Below are 17,027 nucleotides of genomic sequence, written 5' to 3'. Positions count from 1 at the left end.
CCCCGTCGGCCGATGCCGGTACCGCCGCTCAGGCGGGGTGCGGGCCCGGCTGCGGGACCATCCGGTCCAGGCCCTTGCGGTCGTAGTACCTGGTCATCGCGAAGCCGAAGACCAGGGCCACCACGAAGCCGATCGCGACCATGATCCAGCCGCGGGTCAGCCCGGCGTCGGCCCGGGCGTCGAAGTAGAGGATCGACCGGACCCCGGCGGCCAGTTGGCGCATCGGCTCGAAGACGGCCAGGAAGCGGTAGAAGCCGGGGACGGCCTCCAGGGGCACGGTGGCGCCCGAGGAGGGCAGGGCCAGCGCGATGAAGACGAACATCGCGATCAGCTGCCCGATGCTGCCGAAGGCCGCGTTGATCGCCTGCACGCCGAGCCCGACCGACAGACAGGCGCAGTAGGAGAAGACCCAGAGCAGCACCCCGTGCGGGGCGTCCATGCCGAGGATCGCGATGGTGGCGAGCATCACCAGGGTCACCGTCACCACGGTGATCCCGGCGGTCATCACCATCTTCAGCACCAGGGCCTGGGTGCGGCTGATCGGCACGGTCGGGCGGCGGGTGTGCCAGGGGCCGATCTCGGTGTCGGCGTAGCCGAGCGCGGTGTCCACCCCGCTGTGCACGATGTTGGCGCTCAGGAAACCGGCCAGCACCAGCAGCAGGGCGTAGTAGAAGGCGCTCAGGCCGAGCCCGGTGTGTGCGCCGATCGGGTGGCCGACCTGGGTCCGCACCTCGACCGGGTCGGTCAGCAGCAGCCGGGTGGTGGCGTCCGCGCCGGCCAGGGCGGGGGTGGCGGTGAGCTGCTTTCCGACCGTCAGGGAGACCTGGTGGGCGGCCTTCTGGGTGATCTGGGAGGCCAGCGAGGAGCCGAGGCTGCCCATCCCGGGGTTGGTCAGCACCGTGAGGGCGGGCCGCGCGGTGGCCTGAGCGGTCGTCAGTCCGGCCACCGTGGCGGTGAAGTCGGCCGGGATGACCAGCGCGCCGTAGACCTTGCCGGAGTCCAGCTGGTCCTGGGCCTGCGCCTGGTCGAGCACCCGCCAGTCCACCTGCCCGGCCGGGGTGCCGCCGGTGACGGCGGTGGTCACCTGGGTGCCGAGGTTGGCGGGCTGCCCGGGCAGGGGCGCGCCGGTGTCGGAGTTCACCACCGCGATCGGCAGCCGGTCCAGGCTCTGCGAGGGGGTGAGGATGCCGCCCATGTAGAGCAGCGAGAGGAACAGGGCGACCAGCGCGCTGAGCACCCCGGGGGCGATCCAGATCTGCCAGCGGCGCAGCACCCGGGCGGCGGAGGCCTGCGGGCCGGGGGCGTTCGGGGGGATCGCGCTGGACATTGCACTCCACGTGCTCGGGGGGCGACGGTCACTGCTGCCTCCTCCCGACCATAGGGCTCGGCCGACGCCCGCACCCGGCACGACACAGGGCACGACACAGCCGCGCCCGGCGGCCGGTGCACGGGGCACCGGCCGCCGGGCGCGGCCTGCTGAGACGGGGTCGGATCAGAACTGGGTGCTGACGGTGACGCCGCTGAAGTCGGTGACGGCGTAGAGGCTGACGTAGCGGTAGCCGGCCGTCGGGTTGGTCACGGTGATGGACTGCGTGGTGCCGGCCTGGACCGACGAGGCCGTGAAGGCGCTCGGCGTGGCCCAGCTGTCGGCGTTGTAGTAGAGGGCCGCGCTGCCGGTGCCGCCGGAGGTGTTGACCTTCAGCGTGGTGGTGCCGGCCGGCAGGTAGAGGTACATGTAGTCGGTGTTGCCCTTGGTGCGGGCGCGGTCGGAGCGGGAGCAGTTCTGGCCCAGCTCGTCCAGACGGGTCTGGGTGCAGGCCGGCAGGGTGACCGGACCGCCGTCGACCAGGGTGGTGACGGTGGTCGGGGTGGTGGCGGAGCGGCCGGTGTCGTCGGTGGTGGTCAGCGCGACGGTGTAGGAGCCGGCCTTGGCGTAGGTGTGGCTCGTGTTGCGCCCCTCGGCGGCCGGAGTGCCGTCGCCGAAGAACCAGCTCCACTTGACGATCCGTCCGGTGCCGGTCTGCAGCGAGCGGTCGGTCAGCGAGACGGTGGCGCCGTTCACGGTCTGGTCGAACAGCGAGGTCGGGCCCGTCGCGTAGCAGGCACCGGCGGCGCAGGTGTCCAGCCAGGCGTTGAAGTCGGCGTCGTAGGAGGTGCCGAGGCCGTTGTAGAAGGCGTAGGCGCCCTGGTAGTCACCGGCCCGGAAGCGGTCGAGGACGGTCTTCACGTCGGCGGGGTGCTTCTCCAGCATGTAACGGACCGACAGGTAGCCCCAGGGGTAGACCCGGGTGGAGTCGGCGTTGCCGTAGGTGGTCTGGAAGAGCTCGCTCAGCTTGTAGGTGTGCTTGGCCGCCTGCGCCATCGCGTCCACGTTGGTCGCGCCGCGGTAGCTGAAGGAGACGTACTCGGCCAGGCCCTCGACCCACCAGATCGTCGGCACCGACATCTGGGTGGTGAAGTTGCCCTTCATGTCGTAGATCGCGTCGAGGTAGTGGGTGTACTCGTGGTTGAGGTTCCACACCCGCGCGGTGTCGTTGACGTTCCAGGCCTTCTGGTACATGACGGTCCGGGCCTGGTTGCTCGGGTCGGTCGCGTCCATCACGGTCTGGCCGCCGTTGTCGGTGCCGTTGTTGAAGATCGGCCACGAGTAGGTGGTGTAGTCGGCCTTGTTGGCGAAGATGCCGAACACCACGGTCTTGGCGTACTGGTTCGGGATCGCGCCCGCGTCCTTGGCCACGTTGTGGAAGAACGCGTCCTCGCCGCGCAGGCTGGCGCAGACCGCGTCCAGCTCGGAGCGGGACAGTGCCTGGGCCTTGAGGATGCGGTTGTCGCAGGTCAGCTGGTTCGGCAGGACCTTGGCGGTCATCACTGACGGCAGGTCACAGGTGCCGTAGTTGCCGCAGCTGCCGGGCCAGGCAACGCTGATCTGGTAGGCCGTCTTCACCCAGAGCGCGCCGTACGGGCCGGGGATCGGGGCGGAGTCGAGCACCCGCTTGACCTGCGGTCGGGCGACGGCCTCGATGGTGGGGTTGAGGCCGGAGAGCTTGGCCAGGTTGTTGCCCGCGTTGGCGGTGATCCCGCCGTTCGCACCGGCGAACAGGTCGCGGTGGTTGACGGCGAAGTCGCCCAGCGCGGTGAGCAGGCTGGTGTCCGCGGTCAGCGCGTTGACGAACTGCGGGTTCCAGAAGCCGCGCCAGGTCGGGGTGCGGAGGATGGTGTTGACCGCGTTCGCCATCTTCGTGCTGGCGTCGTACGACTTGTCGTACGCGTTGAGGTAGCGCTTGTAGACGTCGAGGTAGCTGCCCTGGAGGTTGATGCTGTCGGTGAGGACCAGCGCCTCCTTCAGGATGTCGGCGTTGGCGTCGCTGACGTCGTTGGAGCGCGGGTTGGCGAAGTAGGTGTCCGCGCCGAGCTTGACCGCGTTGGTCAGGTTGGTGTCGTAACTGCCCACCGTGCTCGCGAAGTTGTACTGCGCGTAGTAGCCGGCCCGGAGGAACAGCACCAGCTGCTGGATGCCGTTGCTGTTGGTGCCGTTGTAGGCGCTGGCCTTGTCCTTGTACGCGGCGGCGACCGGCACCATCTGGGACTGCTTGAAGATGCCCGGCGCGGTGGTCGCGTTGACACCGTCGAACAGCGTCGAGACGCATTCGGTGGTCGAGTTCAGGACGAACGAGACCAGGTCGGCGCCGGTCCGCGAGCTGAAGTCGGCGGGGGTGCAGCTGGCCGCGGCACCGGCGGCGGCCGCCAGGCCGGCGCTCTTGCCGGCCGGCTTGCCGACGGGCTGCGGGGTCTTGGTCGCCGCGCCGGTGCTCTTCAGCTCGACGGGCTGGCTGAGCACCTCGGGCGACAGCGGGGTGTCGTTCTCCTCGAAGCGCTCGGAGTCCGGGGCGGGGTCGGTCAGCGCACCGGCGGGCTTGGGGGCCGCGGGGGCGGTGACGGCGGCCGGCTTGCCGCCGACCGAGGCGGGCGCGGCGGTCGCGACGGCGGGCATCAGGGTGCCCGCCGTGATACAGCCGGCCACCAGGCCTGCTGCGAGGGTGTGCAGGGGTATGCGCAGGCGCACGGCCAAGTCCTCTTCTTGTGGGGGTAACTCACGGGACGTCAGGCGGGCTGATGGGGGAATTGGCATGCATACTGCCACCACTGGAGCCAGAGAACAATGTCACAGTTCATATGACATACCCCGGACCTCCTCGGGATGGCCCCTCCACCGACACCCCCGTACGCTTCCGGTCACAGCCGTGCTGACCAGGCAGTCCTTACCGAACAGAGGGAGCAGCGCCGTGCCCGCAGCCTCGATCGCCGTCGTGACCAGCGGAATCGGCCTGGAGTTCGACGCCGACCTGCCCGAGGTGGCGGCATCGCTCCGGGCCGCCGGGGCGAGCGCGGAAATTCTCATCTGGGACGACCGCTCCGTGGACTGGTCGCGCTACGACCTCGCGGTGATCCGTTCGACCTGGGACTACTCCGAGCGCCTCGACGAGTTCCTCGCCTGGACCGACCGGGCCGGCCGGGCCACCCGGCTGCTCAACCCCGCGCCGACGGTCCGCTGGAACAGCGACAAGCACTACCTCGCCGAGCTCGCCGCCCGGGGCGTGCCGACCGCACCGACCCGCTTCGCCGAACCGGGCGCGGAGTTCGGCCCGGCGGACCTCCCGGCCGGGCGGGCCGTGGTGGTCAAGCCCACCGTCTCGGCCGGGGCCCTGGACACCGCGCGCTACGAGGCCGGCCGGGCCGAGGACGCGCTGCGGCATGTCCGGATGCTCACCGGCCAGGGCCGCAGCGCGATGGTCCAGCCCTACCTCCGCCTGATCGAGGAGGGCGAGCGCGCCCTGGTCTTCCTCGCGGGCGCCTACAGCCACGCGATCCGCAAGGGCCCGGTGCTGACCGAGCCCAACGTGATCGACAACGACCGCACCGCCCACCCCGGCGTCACCCCGTACCAGCCCACCCCCGAGGAGCTCGCCACCGCCCGCGCCGCCCTGGCCGCGATCCCCTCCCCCGGCGCCCCACTCCTCGCCCGGGTCGACCTGGCCCTCGACGACGACCGCCGCCCGGTGGTGATGGAGCTGGAGCTGATCGAGCCGAACCTCTTCCTCGCCCACCACCCGGACGCCCTCGGCCGCTTCGCCGCCGCCGTCACCGCGCTCGCGCACGACGGCGCCCCGTGACCGGGGCGGTCACGGGGCGCTGAAGGTGTGTCAGACGGCTCAGACGCTCACGGGCGCCGCGGCCTCGATGGTGCGGATGGTCCGGGTGGCCGGGGAGACGGTCAGGCGGACCAGGGTGCCGGGGTGGACCACGGCGCGACGGGCCGGCAGCGCCCAGGCGGTGGTGCGGTCCGCGTCGCCGGTGTCCAGGGCCAGGAAGAGCGGGGCGTCCTCGTCCTTGCGGGGCTCCACCCGGAGCACCTCGCCGGTGAGGACCAGCGGGGCGCCCCGCTCCCGGACGGCCAGCACCAGGTACCAGACCGTCAGGAGCGTGAAGCCGCCGATGGCGACGGACTCGCCGAGCAGCGGGCCCGGCGTCTCGAAGGCGTGCTCCATCCAGCCGTTGCCGCTGGCGAAGTTGCCCGGCATGGTCGCCAGGAAGGCGGCGAACAGCGTCCAGCGGCCGAACTTCTCCGCCACCGCGATCCCGGCCAGCGCGATCGCCACCCAGCCGAGGGTGAGCAGCAGGCCCGCCCGGCGCAGCGAGTGCTCCGCCTCCGGCCCGGTGACCGCCCACTCGGGGCGGCGCAGCGCCACGAACAGGACCAGGCAGACCGTCACCAGGGCGGTGGCGCCCGCGAGTTGGAGCAGCTTGCCGGTGCCGGCGCCGAAGCCGGGGTGCAGCCTCGGGTAGCGGATCCGGACCGGCCGCCAGGTGCCGCCGTGGGCGGACCAGACCCGGCGCTTGTCGCCCGAGTCGAAGCCGAGCAGCCGGGCCGCGCCGCTGGTGACGCCGAGCGCTGCGCCGTAGCCGAGGTAGCGGTCCCAGACCGTGACGGCGGCGGGCGGCAGTTGGCCGAACTCCTCGTGCGCGCGCAGCCAGCCCTGGACCCCGGCCCAGTGCCCGGCCCGCTCCAGGCCGCGCGGGGTGGCGCGTTCGTGGCCGAGCACCCGGGTGAGCACCCAGCTCAGCGGGACCAGCGGGAGCACCGCGGACACCACGACGCCGCGGATGCCGTGGTGCCCGGCCAGTCCGGCCCCGGCCAGGGCGGCGCCGGGGGTGCAGGCCAGCACGGCCAGCAGGCCGGTCAGCACCGTGCCGAACCGGGGGCGGGAGATCCCGCGCAGCCAGGCCTCGGTGACGATCTCCTTGCGCAGCGCGGCGTTCCAGGCCTTGGAGCGCTCCTCGGCCCGGAAGGCGATGGCCCCGATCGGTGCCCCGGCGGTGCCCGCCCGTTCGGCGGCGCGCAGCAGCACCCGCCGCTCGTACGGGGTGAGCCCCTCCGGCTCCTTACCCGTCAGGTGGACGGTGGTCTGCGCCGGGTCGTCGCCGGGCTGGCGCAGTTCGAGGTACCCGCGGGCGGCCAGGTCGAGCAGGGTGGCCGCCGCGGCGTTGTCGACCGAGCGCCAGTGGTTGGCCAGCAGGGCGACCAGGGCGGGCGGCTCGGGGTCCTCGCCGAACTCCTGGGTGGCGGGCCCGGGCCGCACGGCGCCGTTGCGGGTGGCGGCCAGCGCGGCGCCGAGCACCGCGAACCAGAGCAGGGCCAGCCCGAGCGCGGCCCAGTAGAGCTGCGTCTCCAGATCCGGGTTCACGCTCACGCGAACCTCACCTCGGTGGGCGCGTCCGCCGCCGGGCCGGCCTCGAAGTACTCGCGGTGGCCGTGGGCGCCGCCGATGCCCGCGACCAGGTTGGCCGGGAAGCTCTCCAGGGTGTTGTGGTAGCTCTGCACGGCGCTGTTGTAGAACTGCCGGGCGTAGGCGATCTTGTCCTCGGAGACGGTCAACTCGGCCTGGAGGTTGGCGAACTGGCGGTCGGCCTTGAGCTGCGGGTAGCTCTCGCCGAGCGCCAGCAGCCTGCCGAGGGAGGCGGTCAGCACGTCCTCGGCCGCGGCCTGGCCGGCCACGCTGAGGCCGCCGCCGGTGGCCGTGCCACGGGCCGCGATGACGGCCTCGAAGGTGGCCCGCTCGTGCGCGGCGTACCCGCGCGCGCCCTCGACCAGGTTCGGTATCAGCTCGTGACGGCGCTTCAGCTGGACGTCGATCTGGGCCCAGGACGCCTTGGTCTGGTTGCGCAGCCGGACCAGCCGGTTGTAGGTCCGGACGACCCACCAGACCGGGAGCACCACCAGGACCAGGACCGCGACGAGCACGCCGATGAGGACACCCACGGTGCCGACCTCCACAAGAACGGGACCTCGCGCTCCGGCATCCCGGGGAGGTCGAACGAAGGTCCTATGGATATCACGCGAAGGGCACCGGCCCGGAGCGGAATTCTCCGGGCCGGCCCGCCTGCTACTTCAGGCCGCTGTCGAGCGCGTTGATCAGGGTGCCCGACGGGGTGTCACCCGTCATCTCCCAGATCATCGCGCCGAGCAGGTTCCTGCTCTTGATGTAGGCGGCCTTCTTGCCGATCGACCAGGCGTCGTCGAAGGTCCACCACTGTCCGCCGGCCCCGGTGTAGCCGAAGGTGGAGACGGACTGCTCGTCGTGGACGACCGTCATGGCCGGGAAGGTGGTGATCAGATTGTTGTAACCCCTGGTCCCGGCCTCCTCGGCGAACTGCCCCGGCGCCGCGCCGTTCGCGGCCTGCCACTCGCCCTTCGCCCCGCCGTCGGCGACGCCCTGCCAGCCCCGGCCGTAGAACGGCAGGCCGATGGTGAGCTTGCGCGGGTTGACCCCGGCGTCCAGGTAGGCCTGCACGGCGGCGTCGGCGGAGAACTTCACCGGGTACGGGTCCTGGGCGTCCGGGTAGAGGTTGGCCTGGTGGCCGGCCCGGTTGGGCTCCCAGGAGTTGTCGCTGCCCGCGCCGTGGAAGTCGTAGCCCTGGACGTTGGCGATGTCCAGGTACTTGAAGATCTGCGACAGGTCCCAGCCCTGGTTGATCTTGGCCGGGTCGGCGGGGGTGAAGGCGGTGAGCAGCTTGTGCGAGCCGCCCAGCGCGTCCAGCTGCCTGCGGAACTCGGCCAGCAGCGCGGTGTTGTTCGCCTTGTCGTTGACGCTCCAGTGGTTCCCGGCGTGGCCGTCCGGCGAGCCGGGCCACTCCCAGTCCAGGTCGATGCCGTCGAAGATCCCGGCCGCCACGCCGGGGCCGCCGGCCCCGTTGTAGGCGGGCAGGTCGCCCTTGATCCAGACGTCCAGGCAGGACTTGACGAACTTCTGCCGGGAGGCGTCGGTGGCCGCCACGTCGGAGAAGTACTTGGAGTAGGTCCAACCGCCCAGCGAGACCACGACCTTGAGGTTCGGGTGCTTGGCCTTGAGCTTCTTCAGCTGGTTGAGGTTGCCGCGCAGCTTGCCCCAGCCGTCGTCGGCCACCCCGTCCACCGACTGGGCGGCGCTGAACGCCCGGCCGTAGTCGGCGTCCGCGTCGCCGGCGCCGGTGCCCTGGTCCGGGTCCTGCGGGTTGGCGGTGGTGCCCTTGGTGACACCGGCCAGGCAGGTCAGGTTGACCGGGTCGATGTTCTCGAAGGCGTAGTTGATGACGTCGAGCTTGGCGGCCGAGCCGGAGGTGTCCAGGTTCTTGACGAAGTACTGGCGGCCGTAGATGCCCCACTGGGTGAAGTAGCCGACCCGGGTGTACTTGCCGGGCCCGGCCAGGTCACCGGTGGTGGCGGTGAGCGGGGCTGACAGCGGCGAGAGGTTGTCCACCGCGTCCCGGGCCCGGACGGTGAAGGTGTAGGAGGTGGCCGGGGCGAGCGAACTCACCGTCGCCGTCGTGCCGGTGACGCTCTGGGCGAGCGCCCCGTCCCGGAACACGTCGTAGGAGACCACCCCGACGTTGTCGGTGGAGGCGTTCCAGGCCAGCGTGACCGAACCCGAAGTCACCGTGGTGGCCCGGAGGTTGGTCGGAGCGGTGGGCGGCACCGGGTCACTGGCCGGGTCGGTGGTGGTGAACTGCACCACCGGGCTCACCGGCCCCGTGTTGCCCCGGGTGTCCTTGGCCCGGACGGTGAGGCCGTACGCGGTGGCCGGGGTGAGCCCGGTCGCGGTGCCCGAGGTTCCGGTCGAAGTGCCCACCACCGTTGTCCCGTTGAGGATCTCGTAGGAGGCGACGGGGTAGTCGCCGGGAGCGGCGGCGGGCCAGCTCAGCGCGGCCGAGCGGGTGGTGAGCGCGGTGACCACCGGCTTGCCGGGGGCGCCCGGCGGCACGTCGGGGGAGCCGTCGCACTTGTCCCCGTTGACGGTGCAGCCGGTCGGGGTCCCGATCGGGCCGCCGGCCACGAACCAGAAGCTGTAGGGCTCGGTGGTGGCGTTCGGCTGGACGGTGGCGTTGTAGTAGGCGTTCTTCGCCACCACATGACGGCCCGTAACGGTGGCCTCGCCGTTGTAGCTGCTGCTGAGCGTGACGCCGACCGGGAGGTCGAACTCCAGGCTCCAGCCGGTGACGGCGGCCGTGGTGGCGTTCCGGACGATGAAGGTGCCCTTCCACCAGGAGCCGTTGTCGGCCGTGGTGAAGGCGGCGGTGAGCCGTCCGGCCGCGTGCGCGGGTGGGGCCGCGAGCGTGGCGAGGAGGGCGACCGGGAGGAGCAGCAGGGTGCTGAGCAGGGCGAGCAGCCTGCTCCTGAGATGGGTGGGCATGGTTCTCCTGTGGGTGTGGGGGATCCGTACAGGGGTTGGCAGAACCGTGCTTGCCGTCCGGTCGGGTGACGGCCGAATCGCACGCGGCGATGTGAGGATGAATGTAAGAGGACTGGACCATACCGTCAACAGGTCCATACCATTTGCGCGACGCCGTCAAGCCTTCGGGAGCGTGTCCCCAACCACGCTCCGGCGCCACTGCCCTGACGGTCCGTCCGTTCGGTACCAACCATCCCCCACTGGAGGTACTCGTCTTGCGCACCCGTACCCGCCTGCTCTCCGCGGCAGGCGCCGGCTTCCTGGCGGCCGCGGCGGCACTCACCGCACCGACCACCGCCCAGGCGGCCAACCTGCTGACCAACCCCGGCTTCGAGACCGGGACGCTCTCCGGCTGGTCCTGCACCGGCGGCCTCGGCTCCGTCGTATCCACCCCCGTCCACGGCGGCTCCAAGGCCCTTGCCGCAGCGGCGAGTTCGAGCGACACCGCGAAGTGCACCCAGACCGTCGCGGTGCAGCCCAACACCGCCTACACGCTGAGCGGCTGGGTCCGCGGCAGCTACGTCTACCTCGGCGTCACGGGCTCCACCTCCACCTGGACCCCGTCGGCCTCCGCCTACACCAAGCTCTCGGTCTCCTTCACCACCGGGGCGAGCCAGACCAGCGCCGAGATCTACCTCAACGGCTGGTACGGGCAGGGGACTTACTACGCCGACGACATCAGCCTGGACGGCCCCGGCGGCAGCACCGACACCCAGGCGCCGACCGCCCCGGGCACCCCGCTCTCCACCGGCAAGACCTCCTCCACGGTCTCGCTCACCTGGGGCGCGGCCACCGACAACGTCGGCGTCACCGCCTACGACGTCTACCAGGGCTCCACGCTGGCCACCACCGTCCCCGGCACCAGCGCCACCGTCTCCAACCTGAGCGCCAACACCGCCTACACCTTCACCGTGAAGGCCCGCGACGCGGCCGGGAACACCTCCGCCGCCTCCAACGCGGTCAGCGTCACCACCGACCCCGGCACCACCCCGCCGCCCGGTGGCTTCAAGCAGGCCGCGCCGTACCTCTACAACGGCTGGGGCAACCCGCCGTCCCCGGCCACGGTGATGAACGCGACCGGCATCAAGTGGTTCACCATGGCCTTCATCCTGGCCCAGAACGGCTGCAACCCGACCTGGGACAGCCAGCGGCCGCTGCTCGGCGGCGTGGACCAGACCGTCATCAACCAGATCCGGGCGGCCGGCGGCGACGTCGTCCCGTCCATCGGCGGCTGGAGCGGCAACAAGCTCGGCCCCAACTGCGCCACCCCCGAGGCGCTGGCCGCGGCCTACCAGAAGGTGATCACCGCCTACGGCCTCAAGGCGATCGACGTGGACATCGAGAACACCGACGAGTTCGAGAACGCCACCGTCCAGGACCGGATCATCACCGCCCTGAAGATCGTCAAGGCCAACAACCCGGGCCTGCGGACCATCCTCACCTTCGGCACCGCCACCAGCGGCCCGACCAGCTGGGGCAACCGCCTGATCGAGCAGTCCAAGGCGCTGGGCGCCGACATCGACGTCTTCACCATCATGCCGTTCGACTTCGGCGGCGGCGCCGACATGTACGGCTCGACCGTCAGCGCGGCCGAGGGCCTGAAGACCAAGCTCAGGTCGGTGTTCGGCTGGGACGACGCCACCGCCTACGCCCACCTCGGCATCAGCGGCATGAACGGCCTGAGCGACCAGCAGGAGCTCACCAGCACCGACACCTGGACCAAGATCCGCGACTGGTCCAACACCAAGCACATCGCCCGCCTGGCCTTCTGGTCCGTCAACCGGGACCGGCCGTGCCCCGGCGGCGGCGTGCAGGAGACCTGCTCCGGCACCTCGCAGACCGACTGGCAGTACACCAGGATCACGGCGGGTTTCACCGGCTGACCCCGCCCGGCCCGGGACACGGCCGCGTCTGCCGGAGCGTCAGAGCTCCAGCAGGCGCGGCTCCTCGGCCGCCACCGCGCCGACCACCGCGCCGCGCGCGCCGTCCTCCCAGTCCAGCAGGTGCAGCCCGTCCCAGCGGCCGCGCAGCGGCGAGCCCGCCAGCGGGAGGGCGGAGAGGTCCACGGCGGCCAGGGTGTCCAGGGTGGCGCGGCCGACCTTGATCAGCGCCTCCTTGCGCACCCAGAGCCGCAGGAACGCGCGCTCGGGCTCGGCCTGCTCCTTCACCAGCGCCAACTCGGCCGGGGTCAGCACCCGTTCGGCCACCTCGGCGACCACCCCGCGGGAGGGCTGCTCCACGTCCACCCCGACCGGGCCGAACCCGGCCGCCGCGGCCACCACGCCCTTCCCGTGCGAGAGGCTCACGTGCACCTCGGGACGGTCCGCCAGGTACGGCCGGCCGTGGCCCTCCTGCTCGCAGTCCGGGCACCACTGGAGCAGCGTCAGGGCGGCGGCCTCGGTGCCGAGCAGCCGCGCGGCGCACTCGCGCACCAGCACGTGGGCCGCGACGAAGTCCTGCCGGGTCGACTCGTGCCGGAACCGCGCGGCCCGGGCCCGCTCGACCTCGGTCAGCAGCCCCTCCCCCGCACCGGCCCGCGCCAGCACCTCCGCGCTGCCCGCGACCACCACCAGCGGCTCCACCACACGCCTCCCTCTCTCGATCCGCCCGAGCCTACCTTCCCCTCCGTACCGCGCTCCGTCCCCCTCAGCCCCCGTCCCGCTGGCGGCGGTAGTGCCGGGCCACCCGGGCGCGGTTGCCGCAGGTGGCGGGAGAGCACCAGCGGCGCCGGGGGTTCGCGGGCACGAACAGCAGCTCGCAGTCCTCGGCGGCGCAGTCCCGCACCGCGGCCAGCACCTCCGTGCCGGTCACCAACTCGGCCACCGCCTCCGCGAGTTCACCCGCCAATCGGGCCGAGGCCGGGCCGGTGCGGCGCAGCCGGTACACCGGCCCGGCCGGTCCGTGCCGCAGTTCGCCGACCAGGGGAGCCGCCAGCAGCCTGGCGTTCAGCGCGTCGAGCACCGCCCCCGGCACCGGCTCGCCCCGCCGGGCCCGCCCGACCGCCACCACCGCCAGCTCCCGCACCTCGCGGACGGCGGCCAGCTCGGCCGGGCCGGTCACCACCGGGACCTCCAACAGCCCGCGCGCGTGCTGGAGTTCGAGCCACCGCCGGAGCGCCCCCGGATCGGCGAGCTGGTCACCGCCCCGGGGGCGGGTGTTGAGCAGGTCCAGGGCGAGCGGTTCACCGATCAGCGGGTCAGCCATGCCCTAATGGTAAATCAGCCGCTTGACACATTAGAAGAGTTCGCGAGAGGCTAATGCCAACAGCAACCCAGGAGGCATTAGCCATGATCGCCCGAGTCCGCCACCGCCACCTCGACGTCGACGGCCTGCGGGTCTTCTACCGCGAGAGCCTCCCCGCCGACCCGGACGCCCCGGTGATGCTCCTGCTGCACGGCTTCCCCTCCGCCTCGCACCAGTACCGCCGCCTGATCGACGCCCTCGGCACCCGCTACCGCCTGATCGCCCCGGACTACCCGGGCTTCGGCCACAGCGACACCCCCGCCCCGGCCTCCACCGGCGGCCCCTTCGCCTACACCTTCGACCACCTCGCCGAGGTCACCGAGCGCTTCGTCGAACTCCTCGGCCTGGAGCGCTTCGTGCTCTACGCCTTCGACTTCGGCGCCCCCGTCGGCTTCCGCCTGGCGCTCCGTCAGCCCCACCGCATCGCCGGCCTCGTGGTGCAGAACGCCAACGCCTACACCGAGGGCCTCTCCCCGATGGCCCGCGACTTCATCGCCCTGCGCCCCGGGCAGCCGGGCGCCGAGCAGACCGTCCGCGAGCTGCTCACCCTCCCGATGACCAGGGGCCAGTACGAGGGCGGCACCACCGACCCGGAGCTGATCGCCCCCGAGGGCTGGACCCTCGACCAGCACTTCCTGGACCAGCCCGGCCGCACCCAGCCGCAGCTGGACCTCGCCTTCGACTACCACTCCAACGTCGAGCGGTACCCGGCCTGGCAGCAGTGGCTGCGCGAGCACACCCCGCCCGCCCTCGTCCTCTGGGGCCGCAACGACATGTTCTTCCCCGCCACCGGCGCCGAGGCCTACCTGCGCGACCTCCCCGACGCCGAGCTGCACCTCTTCGACACCGGCCACTTCGCCCTGGAGGACCACCTCCCCGAGATCGCCCCGCTGCTCGCCGACTTCCTGGACCACACCTGGAAGCCCTGACCGCCCGTCAGACCACCCTCGCCGTCCGCCGGTAGACCACCGAGCCCCTGACCTCGAACCCCGCCCGCTCGTACAGCCGGTTCGCCGCCTCCCGCGACGGCCGCGAGGTCAGGTCGACCGTCCGCGCCCCGGCCTCCTCGGCCAGCCGGACGGCCTCGGCGGTGAGCGCCGCGCCGACCCCGTGGCCGCGGGCCCCGGCGTCCACCACCACGTCCTCGATCCGGCCCCGCAACCCGCTCGGCAGCGGCAGCAGCACCAGGGTCAGAACCCCGACGATCCGCCCGTCCAGCCGGGCGAGCAGCACCGTGTTCACCGGACATCCCACCAGCGCCACCACCGCCTCCCGGTCCAACGGCCGTGCACTGCCGGAGAGTTGCGGCAGCAGCCGGGCGAAGGCCGCGACCAGTTCACCATCCGCCTCGCGGGCGATTCCCACATGAACGCTCATGACCGAACAGCCTAGCCACGCACCGCTCCGCGAGGTGTCGTCCCGGCGGGGCCGGGTAGGTGCCCGGACAGAGAGCGAGGGAGGCCGCCATGACCGTGCCCGTGCCCCCGAATCCGGACACCCACCCGCCGTTCCCCGAGCCGCCGCGGCCGGATCCGTTCCCCGGCCGGCCGCCGGAGCCGGGGCCCCGGCCGCCGCTGCCCGACCCGGACCCGGGGCCGCCGCCGACTCCTGAGGAGTGAGACCGGGGCCGCCTCCCGGGGAGTGGGAGCGGCAAGGTGCGTGAGTACCCGACGGACCTGACCCACCCCTCCCCCGGGCGGCCGGCACCCGCTAGCCTCCGTCAGTGCACAGAACAGCGAAGAAGCAGAACCGGATCCTCGCGGTCTGTCTGGCGGGCGGCTTCACCACCATGCTGGACAACTCCGTCCTCAACATCGCCGTCCCCGCGCTGCGCAGCACCCTGGAGGCCTCGGCCACCCAGATCCAGTGGATCGTGGCCGGGTACTCGCTCGCCTTCGGCCTGGCGCTGATACCCGGCGGCAGGCTCGGCGACCTGCGCGGCCGCAAGCAGTTCTTCGTGGCCGGGATCGCCCTCTTCGTCGCGGCCGGCCTGTTCGCCGCGGCCGCCACCGACCCCTGGCTGCTGGTCGCGCTCCGGCTGCTCCAGGGCGCGGGCGCCGGTCTGGTCAACTCCCAGATGATCGGTACCCTCCAGGACGTCTTCACCGGACCGGCCCGCACCAAGGCGCTCGGGATGTACCAGGTGACCTGCGCGGTGGCCATCGCCCTGGGCCCGCCGCTCGGCGGCGCGCTGATCGCGCTGGCCGGGCCCGAGTGGGGCTGGCGGCTGGCCTTCCTGATCAGCGCCCCGTCCGGACTGGCCACCCTGGTCCTGGCGGTCCGTCACCTCCCGCGCCCCACCCCGCGCACCCACACCCCAGCCGACACCCCCGCCACCGCCCGCGGCCTCGGCTCGCTCGACCCGCTCGGCCTGCTGCTCACCGCCGCGATCACCGTCGCGGTGATGCTCCCCTTCGTCACCTCCGCCGCGCTCCCGGCCAAGCTCGGCCTCGGTGCCGCCGCCCTCGCCCTCGCCGTGCTGCTGGCCTGGTGGCAGCACCACCGCCTGGCGACGGGCCGTCAGCCGCTGATCCACCCCGCGCTGCCGCGCTCCGCGCCGTACACCCTGGGCACGCTCACCGCGATGGCCCAGTTCGGCGCCTCGCTGGCGGGCAGTCTGGTGCTGGTGATGTTCCTCCAGGACGGGCTGGGCCTGTCGCCCCTCGCGGCCGCCGCCGTCACCCTGCCCTCCGCCGTGGCGATGGCCGTGGTCTCCTCCTTCGCCTGGCGCGCCGTCCAGCGCTTCGGGCCGCACCTGGTGCCGCTCGGCCTCACCCTGGCGCTGGCCGCCGTCCTGCTCAGCGGCCTGGCCGCGCTCTGGACCTCGGGGCCCTGGCTGCCCGTGCTGCTCGGCCTCGGCCAGCTCTGCACCGGCGCCGCGGCCGGCCTGGTGGTCTCCCCCAACCAGGCCCAGGTGCTCCGCTACGCCCCTGCCGAGGCGGCCGGCGTGGCGGGCGGAATCCTCCAGATGTCGCAGCGGATCGCCGCCGCCGTGGGCATCTCGGCCATCTCCGGCCTCTACCTCAACAGCTCCGCCGCCACCTCGAACGCGGCCTACTTCCAGGCCGCGCTGGCCTGCACCGTGGTCTTCGCCGTGGCCCTGCTGCTCTCTATCCTGGCCAACCGCAGCACCCCGGCCCAGCCGCCGGCCGCCCCGGCCGCCCGCCCCGAGGTCCGGGAGGGCGCGGCCCGGGGCGACTGACCCGCCGTCAGCGGAGGTCGGCGCCGTCCTTCACCCTCGACGCCGAGGACCCGTCAGACACCGAGGCCCCACCAAGCCCCGCCGGACTCCGTCAGGCGCTGGCCAGTGCCACCCGGACTGCCTCCGCCACCGGTTCGGCCCCGGCGGTGAGCTCCAGGGTGCGGCCGATCGCCGCATGGGCGTCCAGCAGTTCCAGCAGCACCTTGGCCACGTCCTCCCGGGGGACGGGTGCCAGCGGCAGCGCGGGCACCGCGAGCCGGACGAAGCCGCTGCCCGGCTCGTCCAGCAGCGGGCCCGGGCGCAGCACCGTCCAGCCGATCCGACGGGCCCTCAGGTCGTCCTCGGCCGCGCCCTTGGCCCGCAGGTAGTCGGTGAACTCCTGGTCCATGCCCGGCGCCCCGGCCCGTTCGATGCCCATCGTGGAGATCATCACGTACCGCGGCACCCCGGCCAGTTCGGCCGCGTCGGCGAAGAGCACGGCGGCCGCCCGGTCCACGCTGTCCTTGCGGGCACTGCCGCTGTTCGGCCCGGCCCCGGCCGCGAACACCACCGCGTCGGCCCCGCTCAGCCCGCCCGCGAGGTCCTCCAGGGAGACGGCCTCCAGGTCGCAGACCACCGGTCTGGCCCCGGCCGCCTTGAGGTCCGCGGACTGCGCCGCGTTCCGGATCAGGCCGGTCACGGTGTCCCCGCGCGCCGACAGCAGTCGCTCCAGCTGGAGCGCGATCTTCCCGTGCCCACCGGCGATCACCACGTGCATGCCCCGACGCTAACCCGCCACCGCCGCCGGCGCCCGCCCCCACGCCGGACGGCCGGTGCCC

Annotated in this window: 13 protein-coding genes; 4 read left to right on the top strand and 9 right to left on the bottom strand. The window is 72.6% G+C overall.

Annotation, left to right across the window (positions count from 1 at the left end; genetic code table 11):
- Positions 1-28: 28 nt before the first annotated feature.
- Both ACZ6ZR_RS00310 and ACZ6ZR_RS00305 read right to left on the bottom strand, forming a co-directional pair.
- Positions 29-1,327, bottom strand: a complete 1,299-nt coding sequence (locus ACZ6ZR_RS00310; protein ID WP_465637777.1) for a YhgE/Pip domain-containing protein — start codon at positions 1,325-1,327, stop codon at positions 29-31.
- 165 nt (positions 1,328-1,492) lie between these two features.
- Positions 1,493-4,063 (bottom strand): collagenase, encoded by a 2,571-nt coding sequence (locus ACZ6ZR_RS00305; RefSeq protein ID WP_465637775.1) that lies wholly within the window; start codon positions 4,061-4,063, stop codon positions 1,493-1,495.
- Between the two features lie 220 nt (positions 4,064-4,283).
- On the opposite strand from ACZ6ZR_RS00305, the gene ACZ6ZR_RS00300 reads away from it, so the two are divergent.
- Positions 4,284-5,171 carry an ATP-grasp domain-containing protein gene (locus ACZ6ZR_RS00300; RefSeq protein ID WP_465637773.1) on the top strand — a complete coding sequence of 296 codons (888 nt, stop codon included), beginning with the start codon at positions 4,284-4,286 and terminating at the stop codon, positions 5,169-5,171.
- 39 nt (positions 5,172-5,210) lie between these two features.
- Here the strand turns inward: ACZ6ZR_RS00300 and ACZ6ZR_RS00295 are convergent, their stop codons facing one another.
- The 3 genes from ACZ6ZR_RS00295 to ACZ6ZR_RS00285 all read right to left on the bottom strand — a co-directional run bounded on the left by ACZ6ZR_RS00295 (position 5,211) and on the right by ACZ6ZR_RS00285 (position 9,725).
- Positions 5,211-6,749 (bottom strand): DUF2207 family protein, encoded by a 1,539-nt coding sequence (locus tag ACZ6ZR_RS00295; protein ID WP_465637771.1) that lies wholly within the window; start codon positions 6,747-6,749, stop codon positions 5,211-5,213.
- Positions 6,746-7,318: a LemA family protein gene (locus tag ACZ6ZR_RS00290; protein WP_465637769.1), complete on the bottom strand. Its 573-nt coding sequence runs from the start codon at positions 7,316-7,318 to the stop codon at positions 6,746-6,748. Before ACZ6ZR_RS00290 ends, ACZ6ZR_RS00295 begins: the two co-directional genes overlap by 4 nt.
- Before the next feature lie 124 nt (positions 7,319-7,442).
- Complete coding sequence (locus tag ACZ6ZR_RS00285) at positions 7,443-9,725, bottom strand: glycosyl hydrolase family 18 protein (protein ID WP_465637768.1); 2,283 nt, start codon at positions 9,723-9,725, stop codon at positions 7,443-7,445.
- Positions 9,726-9,979: 254 nt separating this feature from the next.
- Between ACZ6ZR_RS00285 and ACZ6ZR_RS00280 the strand changes: the two genes are divergently transcribed.
- Positions 9,980-11,647: a carbohydrate binding domain-containing protein gene (locus tag ACZ6ZR_RS00280; RefSeq protein ID WP_465637766.1), complete on the top strand. Its 1,668-nt coding sequence runs from the start codon at positions 9,980-9,982 to the stop codon at positions 11,645-11,647.
- Between the two features lie 39 nt (positions 11,648-11,686).
- Here ACZ6ZR_RS00280 and ACZ6ZR_RS00275 read toward each other — a convergent pair whose 3' ends face one another.
- The gene (locus ACZ6ZR_RS00275; protein ID WP_465637764.1) at positions 11,687-12,346 is read right to left on the bottom strand and encodes a 4'-phosphopantetheinyl transferase family protein; all 660 of its coding nucleotides are present in this window, start codon (positions 12,344-12,346) and stop codon (positions 11,687-11,689) included.
- A gap of 64 nt (positions 12,347-12,410) precedes the next feature.
- Positions 12,411-12,968 (bottom strand): CGNR zinc finger domain-containing protein, encoded by a 558-nt coding sequence (locus ACZ6ZR_RS00270; RefSeq protein ID WP_465637762.1) that lies wholly within the window; start codon positions 12,966-12,968, stop codon positions 12,411-12,413.
- Between the two features lie 83 nt (positions 12,969-13,051).
- Here ACZ6ZR_RS00270 and ACZ6ZR_RS00265 point away from each other — a divergent pair, with 83 nt between their 5' ends.
- Entirely contained in the window at positions 13,052-13,936 is an 885-nt protein-coding gene (locus ACZ6ZR_RS00265) for an alpha/beta fold hydrolase (protein WP_465637760.1), read from the top strand.
- Positions 13,937-13,943: 7 nt separating this feature from the next.
- Here ACZ6ZR_RS00265 and ACZ6ZR_RS00260 read toward each other — a convergent pair whose 3' ends face one another.
- The gene (locus ACZ6ZR_RS00260) at positions 13,944-14,384 is read right to left on the bottom strand and encodes a GNAT family N-acetyltransferase (RefSeq protein WP_465637758.1); all 441 of its coding nucleotides are present in this window, start codon (positions 14,382-14,384) and stop codon (positions 13,944-13,946) included.
- A 346-nt stretch (positions 14,385-14,730) separates the two neighbouring features.
- Here ACZ6ZR_RS00260 and ACZ6ZR_RS00255 point away from each other — a divergent pair, with 346 nt between their 5' ends.
- The gene (locus ACZ6ZR_RS00255) at positions 14,731-16,209 is read left to right on the top strand and encodes an MFS transporter (RefSeq protein ID WP_465637756.1); all 1,479 of its coding nucleotides are present in this window, start codon (positions 14,731-14,733) and stop codon (positions 16,207-16,209) included.
- 91 nt (positions 16,210-16,300) lie between these two features.
- Here ACZ6ZR_RS00255 and ACZ6ZR_RS00250 read toward each other — a convergent pair whose 3' ends face one another.
- Entirely contained in the window at positions 16,301-16,966 is a 666-nt protein-coding gene (locus ACZ6ZR_RS00250; protein ID WP_465637754.1) for an SDR family oxidoreductase, read from the bottom strand.
- Positions 16,967-17,027: the final 61 nt, after the last annotated feature.

The organism is Kitasatospora sp. NPDC088742, from assembly GCF_055584905.1.
The sequence above is the reverse complement of the archived record's forward strand: the minus strand, read 5'-3'. Positions and strand labels throughout refer to the sequence as shown.